The sequence below is a fragment of the Dokdonella fugitiva genome (assembly GCF_014138265.1).
GTDB classification, from domain to species: domain Bacteria; phylum Pseudomonadota; class Gammaproteobacteria; order Xanthomonadales; family Rhodanobacteraceae; genus Dokdonella_A; species Dokdonella_A fugitiva_A.
This window is the reverse complement of record NZ_JACGXL010000001.1, coordinates 504,999-525,619: the sequence shown is the minus strand read 5'-3', so window position 1 is coordinate 525,619 and position 20,621 is coordinate 504,999. Positions and strand designations below refer to the sequence as shown.

Below are 20,621 nucleotides of genomic sequence, written 5' to 3'. Positions count from 1 at the left end.
CGGCCACCGAATCCGAACGGGAGATGAAAGATGAAGTGTACTCGCAACCGAATCACGAACGACCCGCCCGCGAGCCGCGGTTCCTGCCATGACCTCGCGACGGGCGTTCGTCCCGGCGCGCTGGTGCGTCGCTTCGGCGCAACCCTGATCGCACTCGCATGCACGACCGGCGCCGCGTTCGCCGCGCACCCGGGCGACATCGACGGCGGCTTCGGCCAGGGCGGCTTCGTCACCAACGACTTCTTCGGCACCGACGAGCAGATCTACGCGATCGCGCCGATGCGCGACGGCCGCTTCGTCGTCACCGGCAAGGTCACCGGCGCGAACGCGAACGGCAGCGGCGGCAGCGAGAACCTCGCGGTCGCGCGCTACCTGCCGAACGGCACGCTCGACGCGAGCTTCGGCAGCGGCGGAATGATCCACCTCGACGTCGACGGCGCGTCCGACGAGGGCCGCGCGCTGCGCGTGCTGTCGGACAACAGCGTGCTCGTCGGCGGCACCCTCTCGACCGCTTCGCACTCCGACTACGGCGTGGTCAAGCTGCGCGCCGACGGTTCGCTCGACACGACGTTCGGCGAAGCCGACGCAGGCGCCGCGCGCAAAGGCTACGTGCGCCTCGACATCGGTGGTCCCGACGTGCACGACAACCCGTACGCGATGGCGCTGCAGCGCAACGGCAAGATCGTGCTCGCGGGCATCACGCGCGTGTTCCACGACGGCTTCTGGTACGGCCAGGTCGCGGTCGCACGGTTCACCGCCGACGGTGTGCTCGACACGACGTTCGCGGGCGGGCAGGGCTACGTCGTGCTCGCGCCGTTCTTCGGCGCGGCCGGCGACACGCTGAGCACGATCGCGCTCGACCAGGCCGGCAACCTCGCTGCCGACGACCGCATCGTCGTCGGCGGCTACACCTTCGGCCGCAACACCTCGTTCCTCGCCCGGCTCACCGCGGACGGCGCGGTCGACACGACGTTCAACGGCACCGGTCGCGTGACGTTCCAGGCCGCCAACAGCGGTGGCGTCTACAGCGGTCTGTACATGCTCGCGTCGGCGCGCCTGACCAGGGACGGCCACATCGTCGTCGCCGGCGAAGGCAACGATCGCGGCATGGCGGTGATGCGGTTCAACGCGAATGGTTCGCTCGACACGACCTTCGGCCAGCAGGGACGCTCGCTGATCAAGTTCAGCGGCGGTGCGGACGAGGATGTCGTGGCGGCGCTCGCGCTGCAGGGCAACGGCAGGATCGTCGCCGCGGGTTCGGCGACGAACCGCGCGACCGGTGCGGCGCACCAGGACTTCTTCGTCGGCCGCTGGAACGCCGACGGCAGCATCGACACGACCTACGGCGAGCAGGGACTCAAGGTCGCGCAGGTGTCGACCGTCGAGGACGGCGCCTACGCGGTCGCGGTCGAGGTCTCCGGCGACATCCTCGCCGGCGGCTACACCTCGCGTCCGAACGTAGCGCCGCACGATTTCGCCCTGCTGCGCCTGTTCGGCGATCCGGACCGGATCTTCGCCAACGGCTTCGACGCGCCGCCGGGCTTCTGATTTCCGGCCGGACCGGTTTCCCGGCCATCCCGCCTGCGCGTTCTCCCCGCCGCGCAGTTCCCGGGATGGCCTCTTTTTTTCCACGCGACGCCGCTCGCGTCACGCCCGTGACGTGAACCAGTTCCGCCCCGGTCCGCCGAACGTGTCCGAGGTGGCATCAAAAACCGTTTGCTAGAATGTCTCCAATCGTTACGGCGACGCGGGCGACCGGCGCGGAAGGGCTGGTGGCCCATGCCTGTCTCTGGGGCGGCCTGCTGAACGGGGGCATCGGGGTTCCATCCATGGGAGTGAGAGAGATGAGCAAGTCGTTTTGTGCGGTCATGCTTTCCCTGGCCGGCGTATTCGCCTGCGGCGCCGCGTTCGCGGCCAACAAGCCGGCGATCGGCGTCGCCGAGTTCAAGAACGAATCCGCGGCCGGCTGGTGGCGCGGCGGTGTGGGCTGGGAGCTGTCGGGCATGCTGTCGAACGAGCTGTCGAGCACGGGCGACTTCCGCATGGTCGAGCGCTCCAAGCTCGAGAAGGTGCTCGAGGAGCAGAACCTCGCCGCGTCCGGTCGCGTGCGTTCGGGCACCGGCGCGAAGATGGGCCAGGTCACGGGCGCCGACTACCTCGTGTTCGGCACGGTGACCGCGTACGAAGAGAACACCGCGAGCACCGGCGGCGGCATCAGCTTCAAGGGCATTTCGCTCGGCGGCAAGAAGTCCGAGGCGTACATCCGCATCGACGTGCGCGTGGTCAACGCGACCACGGGTGAAGTCGACTTCTCGCGCGCGATCGAAGGTCGCAGCTCGGGCGGCGGCGTGAGCGTGGGCGTGTTCCGCGGCGGTTTCGGCGGCGACCTCGCGCACGAGTCGAACACGCCGGCGGGCAAGGCGATCGGTGCCGCGCTCGTCGAGATCAGCGATTACCTCGACTGCGTGATGGTCAAGCGTGGCAGCTGCGAGTCGGAGTTCGACGCGAAGGAACAGAAGCGCCGCGACAGCAACCGCAAGTCGCTCAAGCTCGACTGAGGACGGTTTCGAAGGAATGAAAAAGGCGGGCTTCGGCCCGCCTTTTTTTTGCCCACTGCGCGCGCGGTGGGCTCGTCGTCGGCCGCGTCAGCGCGAGCGCGGACCGCCACGGCCACCGCCGCCACCACGCCCGCGATTGCCGCCGGGTGGGCGATTGCCGCCAGGCGGGCGATTGCCGCCCGGCGCGCGGTTGCCGCCGGGTGCGCGGTTGCCCGCGTCATGCGTCGAGTTGCCGGGCGCGCCGCTGCCGCGACGCGGGCCGCCGTGCTGCGGACGCGAATCGGGATGGCCGTACGGGAGCTCGTGCACGGAGTTGCCGGGTGAACCACTGCGCTGCGGGCGCGGGCCACGTCCCGGATTTTGCGGTGCCGCGCGATTGCCGTGGCGATCGTCGCGCCCCTGCGGATGGAACTGGCCGGAATGGTACGGCTGCTCCATGCCTGGGCGCGCGCCGCGACGCTTCTGGCCCGGTGCGGATTCCGGGAACCAGCTGCGCAGCACCGCCGGGCTGAGGCCTGGTTCGGCCGCCCATGCGGCGCGCGGCGCGTCGTGGCCCTGGTTCTGGCCTTGTCCCTGGCCCTGGCCGCGACGGCCCTGGCCCTGGCGTGGTCCCTGACCCTGGCGCTGTCCTTGTCCCTGGCCCTGGCGCGGACCCTGGCCCGGGCGCTGTCCCTGTCGCGGACCGCGCGCGGGGCGTTGTCCCTGAGTCTGCGCATCCTGCGCACCGGGGCGTCCCTTGCGACCGGGGCCGCCGCCGCGCGCCTTGCGCGGCTTCGCCGTGGCGCCGCGCCAGCCGTCGTCGCGAATGCGGTCGAACGCGGCGAACTCGCGCGCTTCGTCGGCGCGCGCGCCGGTCCAGGCCTGCTGCGTCTTCGGCATCGGCCGGAATTCGGTCGGCGCGGCGCGGCGCTGGCCGATCACCGGGGCGAGCGTGAGGCGCGGGTCCGGCGTGCCGACGCCGCAGCGTTCGCGCAGCGCGGCGACCTGTGCGACGTCGAGTTCGGTCGAATGGCCGCGCAGCAGTCCGCGCGGCAGCTCGATGCTGCCGTAGCGGATGCGCTTGAGGCGGCTGACCATGAGTCCCTGCGATTCCCACATGCGGCGCACTTCGCGGTTGCGTCCCTCGCGCAACACGACGCGGAACCAGGAATGACTCGCACCGCGGCTGATCACGCCGATTTCGTCGAAGTGCGCGGGACCGTCCTCGAGCTCGATGCCCGTGCGCAGGCGCTCGAGCACCTCGTCGGGCACCTCGCCGTGCACACGGCAGATGTATTCGCGCTCGATCTCCGAACGCGGATGCATGAGCGTGTTGGCGAGATCGCCGTCGGTCGTCAGCAGCAGCAGGCCGGTCGTGTTGATGTCGAGGCGGCCGACCGCGATCCAGCGCGCGCCCTTGAGCTGCGGCAACTGCTCGAACACGGTCGGGCGGCCTTCGGGATCGTCGCGCGTGGCGACCACGCCGTCGGGCTTGTTGTAGAGCAGGACCTGTGCGTGCTCGGCGTTGTCGGCGACGACGACGAAGCGCTTGCCATCCATTTCGACGCGGTCGCCGCTGCGCACGCTCTGGCCGAGCGTGGCGACGCCGCCGTTGAGCAGTACCTCGCCGGCTTCGATGCGCGCCTCGAGCATGCGGCGCGAGCCGAGCCCGGCGTTCGCGAGCACCTTGTGCAGGCGCTCCTCGACGGCGGGCGCATCGGCGGCTTCGGCCGGGCGTTTGAGCTTGAGGATGGAACGGGCGGAGGTGCTCATGCGATGGATTCCGGGGTGTCTTCGTGTGCGTCGCCGTCGGTCGGCGCTTCGCGGTCGTCGGTGGGAGCCGGTTCGTCGCCGTGCTCGGCGACGGCGGCGATGGCGGTCTCGTCGATGGGGTCTTCGCCAGCGTGTTCGCTGCCGGCGGCCGCGGTGTCGCCCGCGACGTCGGGCGCCACCTGGGCGTGGATCGGCCCGCGCGGCTCGTCGAGCGCGAGCTGCGGGTCGAGTTCCTCGATGTCGCGCAGCTCGCCGAGCGGCGGCAGTTCGTCGAGCGACTTGAGGTTGAAATAGTCGAGGAACTGCTTGGTCGTGCCGAACAACGCAGGCTTGCCGGGCAGGTCGCGGTAACCGACCACGCGCACCCATTCGCGTTCCTCGAGCGTGCGCACGATGTTGGTCGAAACGGCGACGCCGCGGATCTGCTCGATTTCCGCGCGCGTGATCGGCTGGCGATAGGCGATCAGCGACAGCGTCTCGAGCAGTGCGCGCGAATAGCGCGTCTGGCGCTCGCTCCACAGGCGGCAGACGTGCGCGTGCACGTCGTTGCACACCTGGTAGCGGAAGCCGGAGGCGACCTCGACGAGTTCGATGCCGCGCCCCTCGGCGTCGGCCTTGAGTTCCTCGACCGCCTTCGCGAGGTCCTCGTGCGAAGGCATCTCGAACTCGTCGAACAGGCCCGACAGCTGCGGCAGCGACAACGGCTGCGCGGAGGCGAGCAGGGCGGCCTCGATGATGCGTTTGAGTAGCTGCGGTTCCATCAGTGGTGGATTTCGTTGGCCTGTCGGTGCGGTCGCGTCGACCGCGGTGGAATCCGTGTAGCGTTCAGGACGCCTGGCTCGCCGGTTCGTCGCTGGCTTCGGGCGCGTCGTTCGCGGCCTCGCCGGACGACGCGGCCTTGCCGTCGGCGGTCGCGAGCGACTTCACGTAGATCGGCGCGAGCGATGCTTCCTGCACGATCTCGATGAGCTGTTCCTTGGCGAGTTCGAGCATCGCGAGGAAGGTCACGACGACGCCGCGCCGACCTTCGGTCGCGTCGAACAACTGCTCGAAGCGATGGAATTCGCCGTCGCCGAGCGCGTTCAGCACGTCGCTCATGCGGCTGCGCACGTTGAGCGCCTCGCGCTGGATCGCATGATGGCCGTACAGTTCGGCCCGCTTCATGACGTCCTTGAGCGCGAGCAGCAGTTCGCGCAGTTCCACCGGCGGCGGCAGGCGGATCACGTTGCGGTCGTCGACGACGACGTGCGCCGGCGCGAAGTCGCGGTCCTGGCGCGGCATCGCGTCGATGTCCTCCGCCGCTTTCTTGAACCGCTCGTACTCCTGCAGGCGACGCACGAGTTCGGCGCGCGGGTCCTCCTCGAGGCCTTCCTCGGCCGGCGGCCGCGGCAGCAGCAGGCGCGACTTGATCTCGGCGAGGATCGCGGCCATGACCAGGTACTCGGCCGCGAGCTCGAGTTTCATCTCGTGCATCATCTCGATGTAGTCGACGTACTGACGCGTGATCTCGGCGATAGGGATGTCGAGGATGTCGAGGTTCTGCCGCCGGATCAGGTACAGCAGGAGGTCGAGCGGCCCCTCGAACGCCTCGAGGATGACCTCGAGCGCATCCGGCGGGATGTACAGGTCCTGCGGGATCTCGAGCACCGGCTGCCCGCGCACGACCGCGAGCGGGATCTCCTGCTGCTGCGGCACCTGCGGGAACGTATTGGCCGGTGTGTCTGTGCTGGGCTGTTCGGCGGTCTGGTTCATGCTCGATCGATGATCCCGATTCCACGCCATCCGGCGCCTCACGGCGCGGCGGGTCGTGCAACGATCACGGCGTGCGGCCGGACGCACGCGGCAACAACCGCCGTCGGCGCGCAAGGCCTGCAACGAGGACGCCCGGTTCCTGGGGAATCCGGAGGTCGGCAATCCTAAAAAGGTCGGGAGGTGGGCTGGAAACGCTCCGCGTCGGCGCGCGCGGGACTCCGCCCTCTCGATTCACCCCTAGACTACGGGGAAACGCGTCGATGCGCAAATGCCGTGACAGCCGCATGTCGCCGCCGAGTTGCGCGACGCTTCGGCTAACATATGTCTTTGTCCGCAGGATGCCCCGTTCATGTGGTATGCGATCGTCGGCAGCGACGTGCCCGACTCCCTCGCGCGCCGGCTTTCGGTGCGCCCGGCCCACCTGGAGCGCCTGAACCGCCTGCGCGAGGAGGGGCGGCTGCTGCTCGCCGGTCCGTTCCCGGCGATCGACGCCGAGGATCCCGGCCCGGCGGGTTTCAGCGGCAGCCTGATCGTCGCCGAGTTCGCCGACCTCGCCGCGGCGAAGGCATGGGCCGACGCCGACCCGTACGTTGCCGCCGGCGTCTACGCCGAGGTCAGCGTGCGGCCGTTCCGCAAGGTGGCGCCTTGAGTGCGCGCGTGGACAGCATCCGCGAGCGCCTGACCGTCGCGCTCGCGCCGCTCGAACTCGCGATCGAGGACGAGAGCCATCGCCACGCGGGGCATGCCGGTGCGCGCGATGGCCGCGGTCATTTCCGCGTGCGCGTCGTCAGCGCCGCATTCCGCGGCCAGCTGCCGCTCGCGCGCCACCGCGCCGTGTACGCCGCGCTCGGCGAGCTCATGCAGACCGACATCCACGCGCTCGCGATCGACGCGCGAGCGCCGGAAGAGGGCTGAGTCGATCGCCGCCTGCACGTCCGCGAGCGGGGAGCTCGCGTCATGGATTCCCGAGGTAACCGCTAGATGCGTCTGACTACGATCAAACTGGCCGGATTCAAGTCGTTCGTCGACCCGACCACCTTGCACCTGCCGACCAACATGACCGGTGTCGTCGGTCCGAACGGCTGCGGCAAGTCCAACATCATCGACGCGATCCGCTGGGTCATGGGCGAGAGCGCGGCGAGCCGCCTGCGCGGCGACGCGCTCACCGACGTGATCTTCTCCGGCTCGAACGGGCGCAAGCCGGTCGGCAGCGCGATGGTCGAGCTGCTGTTCGACAACTCCGACGGCCTCATCGTCGGCGAGTACGCGAGCTACAACGAGATCTCGGTCAAGCGCCTGGTCAGCCGCGACGGCCAGTCGCAGTATTTCCTCAACGGCGTGCGCTGCCGCCGGCGCGACATCACCGACCTGTTCCTCGGCACCGGGCTCGGTCCGCGCAGCTATTCGATCATCGAGCAGGGCATGATCTCGGACATCGTCGAGTCCGATCCCGAGCAGTTGCGCAACCACCTCGAGGAAGCGGCGGGCATCTCCAAGTACAAGGAGCGCCGCAAGGAAACCGAGAACCGCATCAAGGCGACGCGCGAGAACCTCGACCGCGTGCGCGACGTGCGCGACGAGGTCGACAAGCAGCTCGAGCACCTCAAGCGCCAGGCCAAGACCGCCGAGCGCTGGCAGCAGCTCAAGGAAGAGCAGAAGAAGAAGGAAGCCGAGGTCAAGGCGCTTTCGCTGCGCTCGGCGCAGGCCGAAGTCGACGGCCAGTCGGGCGCGCTGCGCAAGGCCGAGCTCGCGATCGAACAGCAGCTCGCCGAGCAGCGCCACACCGAAGCCGCGCTCGAGACCGGGCGCGAGAAGCATGCCGCCGCGGTCGAGCACATGAACGCGGTGCAGGGCGAGGTGTACAAGGTCGGCGCGGAGATCGCGCGCGTCGAGCAGCAGATCCAGCACAGCAAGCAGCTCGCCGAACAGCTCGACCGCGCGCGCCACGAGACCGAACGCGCGCACGCCGAACTCGCCGAACACATCGAGACCGACCGCCAGCGCTTCGAGGAACTCGGCGCGTTGCTCGCCGACGCCGCGCCGCAGCTCGAAACCCTGCGCGAGGCCGACGAGGCCGCGGCCGAGGCGCTGCGCACGAGCGAGCTGCAGCTGTCCGAATGGCAGACGCAGTGGGACCAGCACACGCTCGCGACCTCGCAGGCGGGGCAGGCGGCCGAAGTCGAGCGCACGCGCCTCGACTACCTCGACAAGCAGTGCCTCGCCGCCGACCAGCGCCGCGGTGCGCTCGAAGCCGAGCGGGCCGCGGCGAACATCGACGAACTCGGCCAGGCGCTCGAAGCGCTCGACACCGAGCACGCGGCGCTGCGCGAGCACGTCGAAGCGCACACGGCCGCCCTCGACGAGCGCCGCCACGCCGCCGAGGCCGCGCTCGAACTCGAACGCACGACGCAGGCGATGCTCAGCGGCAAGCGCGGTGAGCTCGAGAAGCTGCGCGGCCGCCTCGGTTCGCTCGAAACGCTGCAGCACGCCGCGCTCGGCGAGGGCGGCGCCGCGAAGACCTGGCTCGACGGCCTCGGCCTCGGCCAGGCACGTCGACTCGGCGAGGCGCTGCAGGTCGACGCCGGCTGGGAGCGCGCGGTCGAGACCGTGCTCGACGGCTGGCTCGAAGCCGTGCTCGTGGACGAGCCGGCCGCGTTCGCCGATGAACTCGCCGCGCTGCGCGACGCCGACGTCGCGCTGATCGGCGCACGCGAGGACGGCGCGAGCGGTGCGGCCGGAACGCTCGCGGCGCACGTGCGCGGCCCGGCCGCCGCGTGCGCGGTGCTCGCGCGCGTGCGCACGGCGGCTTCGCTCGGCGAAGCGCGCACGCACGCGCCCACGCTCGCCGCGGGCGAGTCGATCGTCACCGCCGAAGGCGAGTGGTTCGGCCACGGCACGGTGCGCGTGCAGCGCGGCTCCGGCGCGCAGGTCGGCGTGCTCGCGCGCGAGCGCGAGATCCGCGAACTCGGCGAACGCATCGCCGCGCTCGAATCCGAGATCGACGCGCACGCCGATGCGCTCGAGCGCGGCAAGCTCGAGCGCATCGACGCCGAGCGCGCGCGCGAGGACGCGCAGCGCGAGCTGTACACCTCGCACCGCCGCCTCGCCGAAGTCGGCGGCCAGCTGCAGAGCCAACGCGGCCGCATCGACAGCGCGCAGGAGCGCCTCAACCGCGTCGCGCGCGAACTCGAGGACGTCGTCGCCAAGCTCGACGCCGATCGCGAGCAGGCGCGCGAGGCGCGCGGCCGCCTGGAGACCGCGGTCGGCCACATGGGCGACCTCGAGCAGCGCCGCCAGGCGCTCGATGGCGAGCGGCGCAAGCTGCTCGAGGCGCGCGAAGAGGCGCGCATGAACGCGCGCGAGGCGCGCGACGCCGCGCACCAGGCGGCGCTGTCGACCGAGTCGCGGCGCACCGCCGCGGGTGCGCTCGAGCAGTCGCTGCAGCGCATGCACGGCCAGCTCGCGCAACTCGACGCGCGCCGCGGCGAGATCGCCGCGCAGCTCGCCTCGAGCAACGATCCGCTCGCGGGCCTCGAAGACGAACGCCAGACCTGCCTCAACCAGCGCCTGCTCGTCGACCGCCAGATGGTCGAGGCGCGCCAGGCGCAGCAGGAGCAGGAAGCCGAGTTGCGTCGCCTCGAGCAGGAGCGGCACCGCTTCGAGGCCGGGCTCGCCGAGCAGCGCGAGGAAGTCGCGCAGCTGCGCCTGCGCGAACAGGAGCACCGCCTGCGTGCGCAGGCGCTCGCCGGCGCGATCGCGGAAGCGGGCTTCGACTACGAGGCGCTGATCGCGACCTTGCCGGGCGAGGCGGACGCGGGGCAGTGGCAGGCCGACCTCGGCGAACTCGACCAGAAGATCCGCCGCCTCGAGCCGGTCAACCTTGCCGCGATCCAGGAGTACGAGGAGCAGTCGCAGCGAAAGACTTACCTCGACGCGCAGCTCACCGACCTCGGCACCGCGCTCGAGACGCTCGAAGGCGCGATCCGCAAGATCGACAAGGAGACGCGCGCGCGCTTCAAGGAAACCTTCGACCGCGTCAACACGGGTGTGCAGGAGCTGTTCCCGCGCCTGTTCGGCGGCGGCCACGCCTACCTCGAGCTCACCGGCGAGGACCTGCTGTCGACCGGCGTCGCGATCATGGCGCGCCCGCCGGGCAAGCGAGTGAGTTCGATCTCGCTGCTCTCCGGCGGCGAGAAGGCGATGACCGCGGTCGCGCTCGTGTTCGCGATCTTCCGCCTCAACCCCGCGCCGTTCTGCCTGCTCGACGAGGTCGACGCGCCACTCGACGAGGCGAACGTCGGACGCTTCTCGTCGCTCGTCTCGGAGATGAGCGAACAGGTGCAGTTCATCTTCGTCACCCACAACAAGGCGACGATGGAAGCGGCGAAGCAGCTCTGCGGCGTGACGATGCGCGAACCGGGCGTGTCGCGCCTGGTGCAGGTCGACCTCGCCGAAGCGGCTAAACTCGCGGGCGCGGCCTGAGCGGGCCGCCCGGTTCCACGGCGGAGGCGAGCATCATGGAATGGAACGCGAGCGTCGGCATACCGCTGATCGTCCTCGGCGCGATCGTGCTGTTGCTGATCTACCTGTTCGGCAGGCCGAAGAAGCCCGAGCAGGGCGAGCGGCGGCCCCCGCGGCGTTCGGGTTTGGACAACGAGCGCGTCGAGCCGACGTTCGGCGATCCGGACGCGACGCCGGCGCAGGGTGAACTCGACGTCTCGCTCGCCGGCGAACTCGAGCGGCTCGGTGCCAGCGTGGCCGGCCGCGAGGCGGAGGCCGCGCGTCCCGCATCGCCGCGCCCGAGCGTCGGCGCGCGCCCCGACCGGGCGATCGAACGCATCGTCACCCTGTTCGTCGCATCGCGCGCGGGTGAACCGCTCGCCGGCCCCGACATCGTCGTCGCCGCCGAAAAGGCCGGCCTCGAATTCGGCGACATGGGGATCTTCCACCGCCTCGTGCTCGGCAAGAAGGCGGACGGCCCGGTGTTCAGCATGGCGAACATGGTCAAGCCCGGTCATTTCGACATGGCCCAGCTCGACGACGTGCAGACGCCCGGCGTCACGCTGTTCATGACCTTGCCGGGCCCTCTGCCCGCGCTCGACGCATGGGAAATGCTGCTGCCGACCGCGCAGCGGCTCGCCGAACTGCTCGACGCGCAAGTGCTCGACGAAGGCCGCAACGCGCTCGGTCGCCAGCGCATCGCGCACATCCGCGACGAACTGCGCGCGTGGGACCGCCAGCAGGAACGGCAGCAGATACGCCCCGGCCGCTAGGCGCACGCTCATGCGTTCCCACCGGCGGCGGATCACCCGATACGCCGCCGGTGCCTCCGGTCAGTGCAGGACGACCGTCCCTGCAGCGAGCTTCGTCGCTGGCTCGAAGCCGTCGAGGAAGATGCCGTCATCCGTTGCGACGAGCACGCACGGACTGAACGGCGAAGTCGAGAACGCCGCGACTTCAGCCGCGCCGACGCTCGCCGTCGCGGCCACCGCGCGGATGCCGAGGCCGGCGAACGGAGCGCGCCAGGTGAAGGTGCGCACGCCACTGCCGGCCGGCGTGGCGACCGTGAACTCGGCCATCGCCGCCTCGCCTTCGCCCGGGGCGCCGGCATCCGCGCAGGCGCCCGCGCTGAAATCGGCGAACAGCTGGACGTGGTACTCGGTGCTCGCAGCGGAGTTGATGCGCCCCTCGACGACGAGGTCGCCGCCGGATTCGCGCACCGACGAGATCTCCGGATGGTTGAGCGCGCCGTTCGCGCCGTCGTCGAGATCGTCCACATCGTTGACGTAGGTGCTGCCGCCGAGCGCGATGCTGCGGCAGTCCGCGCCGTCCGCGGCGTTCGCGTACAGCAGCGAGCCGACCCAGACGTCTTCGACGTCGGTACCGGCGACGCGCACGCCGTCGCAGCGGTTGCCGGCGATCACGTTCGGCAGCGGCACGCCGAAGTCGCCGACGCGCGTCGGACCCGCGGTGACGACCACGCCGACGTCGTTGCCGAGCACGGGACTGCCGAACGGATCGGTGCCGATGAGGTTGCCGATGACGACGTTGCGCGGTCCGGTCGAGCGGATGCCGAACGACCGGTTGGCCGAGATGAGGTTGCGGTCGCCGGCGTCGGAACCACCGATCACGCAGAAGTCGCCGTCGGCGATGACGCCGCCGCCGCGGTTGCCCGCGGCGAAGCCGGTGGCTTCGGTGCCGATGTAGTTGCCGCGCACGCGCGTCTCCGGCGCCCACGCGCGGATGTACACGCCCGGGCCGCCGCTGTTGATGATCGCGAGGCCGCGCAGGTCCGTCGTGTCGGCGATCTCGAAGGCCGCGCCACTCGTCGCGAGCGCGTCGACGACGATGCGGACCTTCGCGTTCATGCCGTCCGTCGCGGTGTTCGGCGATGCGCCCGGCTGCGTGTAACCATCGATCTCGAGCGGCTCGGTGATCGACAGGCCCGACTGCAGCAGGATGCGCTGGAAATGCTCGGGGTTGCCCGGGATCGCGAACTCGATCCGGTCGGTGTCGTCGAACAGGTTGGCGTAGGCGATCGCGGAACGCAGGCAGCGCCCGCCGAGCAGCCACGACGTGCACGAGTCGTTCGTGTTGGTCACGGTGAGCGTGGTGGCCTGGCTCGCATCGAACGCGAGCGTGAGGAGCAGGGCGAATCGCGTCGCGCGTCGACGAAGCGTGGCGGAACAGGTCATGGCGTCTCCGGAAGTCGCGGGCCGGCGGCCCGCTTCACGGACGCCATCGGCGCCGCGCGGGATTTGCCATCGCGTCCGCGGCCGAGGATGCGACGAGCCGGCGCGAATCCGCGACGGAGCGACGACGACGGGCAGACGCTGCCCGCTGCTACACTCCACCCGTTGCGGACACCGCTCCGCCACTGAAGCGCGTCGACGCCTCGGGCACCGCCTCGATCGTCCCCACGCGCTTCGTTCCGGAGAGCGCCGATGACGAGTGATGCTTCGACCGTCCGCTTCGGGCGGATGGCGCCCACGGTCCCGGTCAGCGACATCGGCAAGGCCGTCGACTTCTACTGCAGCGTGTTCGGGTTCACCAAGACGTTCGAGAACGGCAGTCCTGCCGGCTTCGTTATCCTGGAGAAGGACCGCGCGGAACTGCACCTCACGCTCAAGCGCGGCCACGAGGGCAGCACACTCAACGTCGCCCATCTCCTCGTCGACGACGCCGCCGCGCTGTACGCGCATCTCGAAGCGCTCAACGTGCGCATCGTCAAGGCGATCCGCGACGCCGACTTCGGCCTGCGCTGTTTCGTGTTCGCCGATCCCGATGGCAATCGCATCGACGTCGGCGAGCCGATCCACGCGGCCGCGTCGCCGCAATAGGCACCATCGGGCATCGGTGGCGACCGTGCCGGCGACGGCGCGGTCGCCCGATGCTCACGGTGTCGGAGGCGATTCGCTGGCGCCGATCGCGTCGGCGAGACGGGCAAGGAACGCGGGTTTCTGCCGCTCGTCGAGCAGGCCGATCACCGCCTTGATCCGCTCGCCGGCCGCCTTCGCCGCGTCCGCGCGGCGGCGCAGGCCGTCGACGAACGCATCCAGCTGCAGCGAAGCGTCGTTTGCGACCGGTCGCGACGCGGCTGCGTCGCGCTCGACGTCGGCGACGACGATCAGCGCATCGTGCATCGCGCTCCAGGCATCGACCTGCTCGGCACGCACGAGCAGGTCGATGCGCAGCGCGCCGAGGCCTTGCAGGAACACGACGAGCGGGTCCGCGGCCTGCCGGGCCGCCGAAGGCGGCGTGCCCGCGGGCGCGTGCGTGCCGTGGGCGCCGCCCATGCCGCGACCGCCTGCACGGCCACCGCCGGGAAAACCCTGGGCGCCTGCGTCGGTGCCGGCGAGGCAGAGTGCGAGGATGACGGTCATCGTCGTCGACGGCAGGGTTCGCATCGTTCGGCCTCGTTCGCGGCAATGGACGTTCGAAAGCGGAACGCACTCGCGTGCCTTGCGTTGACGCCGGCCGATGTGAAGATCGAGCGGCCGATTCGTCGCGCCGGCTGTGCGCGCTCACTCGAGCTCTGCGAGCGTCTCCTGCAGGCGCCCCTTCCATTCCTCATCCGCTTCCGTCGCGATCAGCTGCTTCAGCACCGCGATCTGCGCGATGTCGAGTGCCTTGCCCGCGCGGACCGCGATGTCCGGCGTGACGCCGACGCCTTCCCAGTCGGTGTGCGTGACCGGGCTGATCGGCCGACCCGACGGCACGAACATCATGAAGTGCTCGGCGAGCCGTCGCGGGTTGCCCGGGTGCGCGCCGCCGCCGGTGGTTTCGCCGACGAGGATCGCGCGGCCCGCGTTCTTCAGCGCGTAGGCGAAATCCTCGCCGCCGGAGAACGTGTCGCCGCTGGTCAGCACGTAGAGCGGACGCGCGGAGCCGTATTTCCGGCCCGGTACGTCATCCTGGGTCCAGCGTTCCTCGGTGCGGTTCTCCTCGCGCCAATAGATGTCGTTGAGGTGCGTGCGATGGTCGACGAGGTAGCTCGCGACGAGCTTCACGCTGTCCGGATCGCCGCCGCCGCATTTGCGCAGGTCGATGATCAACGCGCTCGTGTCGGCGAGCAGGGTCATCGCCGCGGCGATCCGCTCGGCGCTGCCCTGCGGCCGGCCGAACTGGTGGATGTCGAGATAGCCGATGTTGCCGTGCAGGCGACGCACTTCCGCGAAGCCGAAATTGAGGCGCTGCTGCTGCAGGAACTCGGCCGCCTGGTCCTCCGCCGATTCGTCCTCGCCGGCGGGGCGGTCGGGCACGCTCTGTTCGAAGTATCGCACCTCGAGGTGGCGGTCCTGCGTGTCGTGCTGGAGCGCGTCGGTCAACGCGTCGGCGAACGCCTCGGCGCTGTCGATCGAATCGAAGGCGCCTTCGTGCAGTTGCGCGCGCAGCGAAACGGCGAGCGCAGCGGCTTTTTCCGGGTATACGTAAGAGCGGTCGAGCAAGGCGATCGCGTTCTCGACGAGCGCCGCGCGCTCGCCCGCGTCGATCGCGCGGTCCTTCTGCGGCGGCCCGTGCCGGCCCATGCCGGCGCCGACGAAGGCCACGACGCCGAGCGCCGCGGTGACCGCGAGCGCGAGCGTCGCGGCGATGATGTGCTTGCGTTGCATGGAGTCCTCATGTCTGCAATGTCGGCATCCGACCCGAGCAGGCTGCGACAACACTGTGAGGACATTGTGGGGGCGGGCCGCGCGGCTCGCCTACGAGGTGCTACGGCTCGACGCGGTAGCCGACGCCGTAGACGGAATGGATGAGATCGACGGGCGCGACGGCCGCGACCTTGCGGCGCAGGTTCTTGATGTGCGTGTCGATCGCGCGGTCGGTCACGTCGTAGCTGTCGCGTCGCGCGAGATCGAGCAGTTGCGCGCGCGAGAAGATCACGCCGGGGCGTCGCGCCATCGCGACGAACAGCGCGTACTCGGTCGCGGTCAGGGCGAGCGCGCGCGCGCGCACGAAGACCGTGCGCGATGCATCGTCGATGCGCACCAGCGGCGGCGCCTCCACGGGTTTCCCGCTGCGGCGAAGGATCGCCTTGATGCGCGCGACCAGCTCGCGCGGGCTGAACGGCTTGCACAGGTAGTCGTCCGCGCCGGTTTCGAGGCCGAGCAGCCGATCGATCTCCTCGACCTTCGCGGTGACCATGATCACCGGGATGTCGGAGAACGTGCGGACTTCGCGGCAGACGGCGAGTCCGTCCGTGCCGGGCAGCATGAGGTCGAGCACGACGAGGTCGGGTGAGTCGCGACGGATGCGGGCGAGCGCGGCGTGGCCGTCGGCGACGACGTCGGCGCGATATCCGGCGGCGGTGACGTAGTCCGCGATGATCGACGCGAGGTCCTGCTCGTCCTCGACGATGAGGATCGCGGCGCTCATGGCGACGCCAGCGGAAGCACGATCGTCGCGCGCAAGCCACCGAGCGGCGAGGCGGCGAACGCGAGGTGGCCGCGGTGTGCCTCGACGATCGCGCGAGCCAGCGCAAGGCCGAGGCCGCTGCCGCCCGATCGACGGCTGCGCGACGGATCGACGCGGAAGAAGCGTTCGCCGAGGCGCGCGAGCAGCGCGGCGGGAACCGTGGGGGGCGAATCGTCGATGCTTACCTGCAGATGGCCGTCGACGACCGTTCCGGACAATTCCACGCGGCCGCCGCGATCGGTGTAGCGCAGCGCGTTCTCGAACAGGTTCGCGAAGACGCCGCGCAGGCGTTCCGCATCGCCTTCGACGATCGCCCGCACCGGCGCTGCGGCCGAACGCGCCTCGAGGCCGGCTGCGACGAACCGGTCGGCGCATGCCTGCATCGATTCGCACGCGATCTGCCAGGCGTCGCAGGCGCGCAGGTCGAACTCCATGCGCCCGACGTCGGCGCGCGCGAGCTGGTACAGCGTGTCGACCAGCCCGTCGAGCGTGCGAACGTGGCGCAGCATGAGCGCGACGTTGTCCGCGGTCGGGACGCGCACGCCGTCCTGAAGCGCCTCGAGCTGGCCTTGCAGGACGGCCAGCGGCGTGCGCAGTTCGTGCGAGGTGTCGGCCACCCATTGCCGGCGCGACGCTTCGGCGTCGGCGAGCTTCGCCGCGAGGTGGTCGAACGCGGCTGCCAGTTCGCCGAGTTCGTCGCTTCGGCGCAGCGACACGCGGCGGTCGAGCTGTCCGCCTTCGATCGCGCGCGTGGCCTCGAGGAGGCGGCGTATCGGCCGGCGCACGTGCGCCGCGAGCAGGGCCGCGACCAGCATGCCGAGCCCGATCGCCGCGAACGCGGTGAGCGCGAGGTTCGCCTGCTGGTCGAGCAGGAACGCGACCGCCAGCGCATCGTCCGCTCCCTGCGGCGTGGCGAGCACGAGGTAGCCGACCGTGCGGCCATCGTGCTCGATGGCGCGGCGCACGGTGTCGATCGAGGCGAATGCGACCAGGAACCGGCTCGCGACGACGCCGGCGAGGTAGTGGCCATCCTGGTCGAGCAGGCCGATTCGTCGATCCTGAAGCGGTACCGCCGTGGCGGCGGGGTCGGCGACGCGTTTCCATTCGTCGCGCAACCAGCCCGTTCGCGCGCCGGGTTCCGCCGGCAGGAACGACCAGTCGCGATGCAACGCATGCTGCGCGGCGAGGGACGCTGCGAGGGCGTCCGTCGACTCGATCGCTTGGGGACCCGCCGCGGGCCCCGCGAACAGGCGCCAGCGCACTACGCCGAGCCCGATGCCGGCGAGCACGGCCATCGACGCCGCGATCGCGAGGAACAGGCGGTAGCCGATCGTGAGCTTCACGGCCCGGTGTTCAGCGCACGTAGGTCGCGGCGAGCGTGTTGAGGTGGTAACGCTCGGCATCGCGCAGGAACGGCGCGATCAGCATCATCACGCGATGGATGCCGCGGCTGAGGTCGACTTCACCCGCCTCGTGCTTGCCGCCGCGCACGGCATCGAAGCTCATCCAGAACGTCGCCACGAGCAGGATGTTCTCGGCGAGCGCGTGAATCTCGTCCGCGCTCGCGCGCATGACGCCGGCGCGCACGAGGCCGCGCAGCAGGTCCGTCGCGCTCGAGGCGGCGCGGTTCATGATGCGCGCGAAGCGCAGCTTGAGCTTGCGGTTGCGGGCGAGGATGTCGACGAGGTCGCGGTAGAGGAAGCGGTAGTTCCACAGCGACTCGAACACGAGGTGCAACTGCAGCCAGATGTCCTCGAGGTTCGGCGCGCGGCCGTCGGGCAGGGCGAGCGCCTCGCCGACGCGCGCCTCGTAGCGCGCGAACAGGTGCTCGACGATGTCGTCCTTGCTGCGGAAGTGGTAGTAGAGGTTGCCGGGGCTGATGCCGATCTCGTCCGCGATGTGGTTCGTCGTGACGTTCGGTTCGCCCTGCGCGTTGAACATCGCGAGGCTGGTTTCGAGGATGCGCTCGCGGGTCTGGCGTGCCATGGGGGTCGCGGTTGCGCGCGGCGCAGGCGCCGGTGATCGATGGCGCATCGCGCGGGAACGGAAGGGAGCCGCCATCGGCGGCGAAGCGGTGCTCGCGTCAGCCGCCGAGCTTCTTCACGAGGTCGATGTACTTCTGCTGCGCCTCTTCGGGCTTGGTGCCCTTGAGCTTCGCCCAGGCCTCGTACTTGGCGGTGCCGACGAAATCGAAGAAGCCCGGCTTCGGACCGGACACGTCGCCGTCCGAGCCCTGCTTGTACAGCGCGTAGAGCTTCAGCAGCGTGTCGTTGTCGGGCCGCTCGGACAGTTTCTTGACGTCTTCGGCGGCTTTTTCGAAGCGAGCTTTGATGTCTGCCATGGCTGTTCCGGTCGCTGGGCGTCGGCTGGAGCACGAGCTTACATCAGCGCCCCCGCGCGCGGTCAATCGCGCGACGCGAAGATCGGCGGCGATTGCATCGCAACATGCCGGCGCGAGCGTCATGCCGTGCACGCCCGCGTAGCCATCGGCGATCGTGCGAGGCTATGCTTGAGCGACGATCGATCTGGCAGGGGAGCGGCGGCGATGACCTATTTCGTGACCGGTGCAACCGGATTCATCGGGCGACACCTGCTCGAGCGCCTGCTCGAGCGCCAGGGCACGATCCATTGCCTCGTGCGCAAGGAGTCACTGGCGAAGTTCAAGGCGCTGCGCGAGGAACTCGGCGCCGACGAAAAGCGCCTCGTGGCCGTGGTCGGCGATCTCGCCAAGCCGAAGCTCGGCGTCGCGCCGACCGCGCAGAAGGAGCTCGGCGGCAAGATCAAGCACTTCTTCCACCTCGCCGCGTTGTACGACCTTGCCGCCGACGAGCAGAGCCAGGTGGTCGCGAACGTCGAAGGCACGCGCCATGCGCTCGAGTTCGCCGAGGCGGTCAAGGCCGGCTGCTTCCACCACGTGAGTTCGATCGCCGCCGCGGGCCTCTACCCGGGCGTGTTCCGCGAGGACATGTTCGACGAGGCGGAGGAACTGGACCACCCGTACTTCCGCACCAAGCACGATTCCGAGGGGCTCGTGCGCAAGTACTACGCACGGCCGTACCGCATCTACCGCCCCGGCATCGTGATCGGCGATTCGCGCACCGGCGTGATCGACAAGATCGACGGCCCGTACTACTTCTTTCGGCTCATCAAGAAGATGCGTCAGACGTTGCCGCCGTGGATGCCGACGATCGGCCTCGAGGGTGGGCGCCTCAATCTCGTGCCGGTCGACTGGGTCGCCGCGGCGATGGACCACATCGCGCACAAGCCCGCGCTCGACGGCCACACGTTCCACCTGACCGATCCCGCGCCGCGGCGCATCGGCGAGGTGCTCAACCTGTTCGCGCGCGCAGGCCATGCGCCACAGATGACGATGCGCCTCGACGCGCGCATGTTCGGCTTCATCCCCGGCAGCGTGCGAGCGGCGATCGGCAGCCTGCCGCCCGTGCGCCGCGTCGTGAACGTGCTACTGCGCGATCTCGGCATCCCCGCGTCGGTGATGAAGTTCATCAACTACCCGACGCGCTTCGACTGCCGCGAAACCGAGCGCGCGCTGAAGGGCACGAAGATCCGCTTGCCGAAGCTCGACGACTACGCCTGGCGCCTGTGGGACTACTGGGAACGCCACCTCGACCCCGATCTCTTCGTCGACCATTCGCTCGGTGGCAAGGTCAAGGGGCGCGTGGTCGTCGTCACGGGAGGCTCGTCGGGCATCGGCAAGGCCGCCGCGCTCAAGGTCGCCGCCGCCGGCGCCAAGCTCGTCATCTGCGCACGCGGCGCGGACGAGCTCGCCGAGACGAAGCAGGAGGTCGAAGCGGCGGGTGGAGCCTGCCACACCTACCAGGTCGACCTGTCGGACATGGCTTCGTGCGACGCGTTCGTCGCCCAGGTGCTCAAGGACCACGGCGCGGTCGACGTCCTCGTCAACAACGCGGGCCGCTCGATCCGCCGCGCGATCAGCGCGAGCTACGACCGCTTCCACGATTTCGAGCGCACGATGCAGCTCAACTACTTCGGCGCGCTGCGCCTGATCATGGGCTTCCTGCCCGGCATGGCCGAACGCCACCGCGGGCACATCATCAACATCTCGTCGATCGGCGTGCTGACCAACTCGCCGCGCTTCTCGGCCTACGTCGCCTCGAAAGCCGCGCTCGACGCGTTCTCGCGCTGCGCGCAGGCGGAGTATTCAGACAACGGCGTCAGCTTCACGACGATCAACATGCCGTTGGTGAAGACGCCGATGATCGCGCCGACGAAGATGTACGAGTCGGTGCCGACGCTGACGCCCGACGAAGCCGCGGACATCGTCATCGAAGCGATCGTCGAGCGTCCGGTGCGCATCGCGACGCGCCTCGGCACGTTCGCGCAGGTGTTCTACGCGCTCGCGCCGCGCGTCTACGAGATCGTCATGAACACCGCGTTCCGCCTGTTCCCCGACTCGCAGGCGTCGAAGGGCATGAAGGGACGCTCGGAATCCGAGCCGACCAGCGAACAGATCGCGTTCGCCGCGCTCATGCGCGGGGTGCATTGGTAGAATTCATGCGCTTGCACGCGGCTCTGAGGCAACGTGCGCAGGAGTTTCCGGCGAGCCATGGATGGCGAGCGGCAGTGGGCCATGCACGGCTGCTGGCGAAGGCTCGCGTAACC

18 protein-coding genes are annotated in these 20,621 nt (G+C 69.9%); 8 read left to right on the top strand and 10 right to left on the bottom strand.

Translation table 11 applies throughout. From position 1 onward, the window contains the following. The first annotated feature begins 30 nt into the window (after nucleotides 1–30). Both FHW12_RS02455 and FHW12_RS02450 read left to right on the top strand, forming a co-directional pair. Entirely contained in the window at nucleotides 31–1,548 is a 1,518-nt protein-coding gene (locus FHW12_RS02455; protein ID WP_182529400.1) for a hypothetical protein, read from the top strand. Between the two features lie 296 nt (nucleotides 1,549–1,844). After that, entirely contained in the window at nucleotides 1,845–2,558 is a 714-nt protein-coding gene (locus FHW12_RS02450; RefSeq protein WP_182529399.1) for a CsgG/HfaB family protein, read from the top strand. A gap of 87 nt (nucleotides 2,559–2,645) precedes the next feature. On the opposite strand, the gene rluB is transcribed toward FHW12_RS02450, so the two are convergent. From rluB to FHW12_RS02435, 3 genes are all read right to left on the bottom strand, one after another. Continuing rightward, nucleotides 2,646–4,310 carry a 23S rRNA pseudouridine(2605) synthase RluB gene (rluB, locus tag FHW12_RS02445; RefSeq protein ID WP_182529398.1) on the bottom strand — a complete coding sequence of 555 codons (1,665 nt, stop codon included), beginning with the start codon at nucleotides 4,308–4,310 and terminating at the stop codon, nucleotides 2,646–2,648. Beyond that, nucleotides 4,307–5,071, bottom strand: a complete 765-nt coding sequence (gene scpB, locus FHW12_RS02440; protein WP_182529397.1) for an SMC-Scp complex subunit ScpB — start codon at nucleotides 5,069–5,071, stop codon at nucleotides 4,307–4,309. Before scpB ends, rluB begins: the two co-directional genes overlap by 4 nt. 64 nt (nucleotides 5,072–5,135) lie before the next feature. After that, a complete protein-coding gene (locus tag FHW12_RS02435) occupies nucleotides 5,136–6,062 on the bottom strand; it encodes a segregation and condensation protein A (protein ID WP_428993606.1) in 927 nt (308 codons plus the stop codon). Between the two features lie 349 nt (nucleotides 6,063–6,411). Between FHW12_RS02435 and FHW12_RS02430 the strand changes: the two genes are divergently transcribed. From FHW12_RS02430 to zipA, 4 genes are all read left to right on the top strand, one after another. After that, the gene (locus FHW12_RS02430; protein WP_182529395.1) at nucleotides 6,412–6,711 is read left to right on the top strand and encodes a YciI family protein; all 300 of its coding nucleotides are present in this window, start codon (nucleotides 6,412–6,414) and stop codon (nucleotides 6,709–6,711) included. After that, nucleotides 6,708–6,977 carry a BolA family protein gene (locus tag FHW12_RS02425; protein ID WP_259392800.1) on the top strand — a complete coding sequence of 90 codons (270 nt, stop codon included), beginning with the start codon at nucleotides 6,708–6,710 and terminating at the stop codon, nucleotides 6,975–6,977. The genes FHW12_RS02430 and FHW12_RS02425 overlap by 4 nt, the downstream gene beginning before the upstream one ends. 66 nt (nucleotides 6,978–7,043) lie before the next feature. After that, nucleotides 7,044–10,544 carry a chromosome segregation protein SMC gene (gene smc / locus FHW12_RS02420; protein WP_182529393.1) on the top strand — a complete coding sequence of 1,167 codons (3,501 nt, stop codon included), beginning with the start codon at nucleotides 7,044–7,046 and terminating at the stop codon, nucleotides 10,542–10,544. Nucleotides 10,545–10,579: 35 nt separating this feature from the next. Next, nucleotides 10,580–11,335 carry a cell division protein ZipA gene (gene zipA, locus FHW12_RS02415; protein WP_182529392.1) on the top strand — a complete coding sequence of 252 codons (756 nt, stop codon included), beginning with the start codon at nucleotides 10,580–10,582 and terminating at the stop codon, nucleotides 11,333–11,335. Nucleotides 11,336–11,395: 60 nt separating this feature from the next. Here the strand turns inward: zipA and FHW12_RS02410 are convergent, their stop codons facing one another. Then, entirely contained in the window at nucleotides 11,396–12,757 is a 1,362-nt protein-coding gene (locus FHW12_RS02410; protein ID WP_182529391.1) for a hypothetical protein, read from the bottom strand. Between the two features lie 249 nt (nucleotides 12,758–13,006). Between FHW12_RS02410 and FHW12_RS02405 the strand changes: the two genes are divergently transcribed. Beyond that, nucleotides 13,007–13,402 (top strand): VOC family protein, encoded by a 396-nt coding sequence (locus tag FHW12_RS02405; protein ID WP_182529390.1) that lies wholly within the window; start codon nucleotides 13,007–13,009, stop codon nucleotides 13,400–13,402. 54 nt (nucleotides 13,403–13,456) lie between these two features. Here the strand turns inward: FHW12_RS02405 and FHW12_RS02400 are convergent, their stop codons facing one another. From FHW12_RS02400 to FHW12_RS02375, 6 genes are all read right to left on the bottom strand, one after another. Beyond that, entirely contained in the window at nucleotides 13,457–13,969 is a 513-nt protein-coding gene (locus FHW12_RS02400) for a hypothetical protein (protein WP_182529389.1), read from the bottom strand. 117 nt (nucleotides 13,970–14,086) lie between these two features. Continuing rightward, nucleotides 14,087–15,175, bottom strand: coding sequence for a S41 family peptidase (locus FHW12_RS02395; protein ID WP_182529388.1), 1,089 nt, complete (start codon nucleotides 15,173–15,175; stop codon nucleotides 14,087–14,089). A 100-nt stretch (nucleotides 15,176–15,275) separates the two neighbouring features. Next, nucleotides 15,276–15,938: a response regulator gene (locus FHW12_RS02390; protein ID WP_182529387.1), complete on the bottom strand. Its 663-nt coding sequence runs from the start codon at nucleotides 15,936–15,938 to the stop codon at nucleotides 15,276–15,278. Beyond that, nucleotides 15,935–17,320, bottom strand: a complete 1,386-nt coding sequence (locus FHW12_RS21535) for an ATP-binding protein (protein ID WP_182529386.1) — start codon at nucleotides 17,318–17,320, stop codon at nucleotides 15,935–15,937. The genes FHW12_RS02390 and FHW12_RS21535 overlap by 4 nt, the downstream gene beginning before the upstream one ends. 10 nt (nucleotides 17,321–17,330) lie before the next feature. Further along, a complete protein-coding gene (locus tag FHW12_RS02380) occupies nucleotides 17,331–17,963 on the bottom strand; it encodes a TetR/AcrR family transcriptional regulator (RefSeq protein ID WP_182529385.1) in 633 nt (210 codons plus the stop codon). A gap of 97 nt (nucleotides 17,964–18,060) precedes the next feature. Continuing rightward, complete coding sequence (locus FHW12_RS02375; protein WP_182529384.1) at nucleotides 18,061–18,318, bottom strand: acyl-CoA-binding protein; 258 nt, start codon at nucleotides 18,316–18,318, stop codon at nucleotides 18,061–18,063. 204 nt (nucleotides 18,319–18,522) lie between these two features. On the opposite strand from FHW12_RS02375, the gene FHW12_RS02370 reads away from it, so the two are divergent. Continuing rightward, entirely contained in the window at nucleotides 18,523–20,508 is a 1,986-nt protein-coding gene (locus FHW12_RS02370; protein WP_182529383.1) for an SDR family oxidoreductase, read from the top strand. Nucleotides 20,509–20,621: the final 113 nt, after the last annotated feature.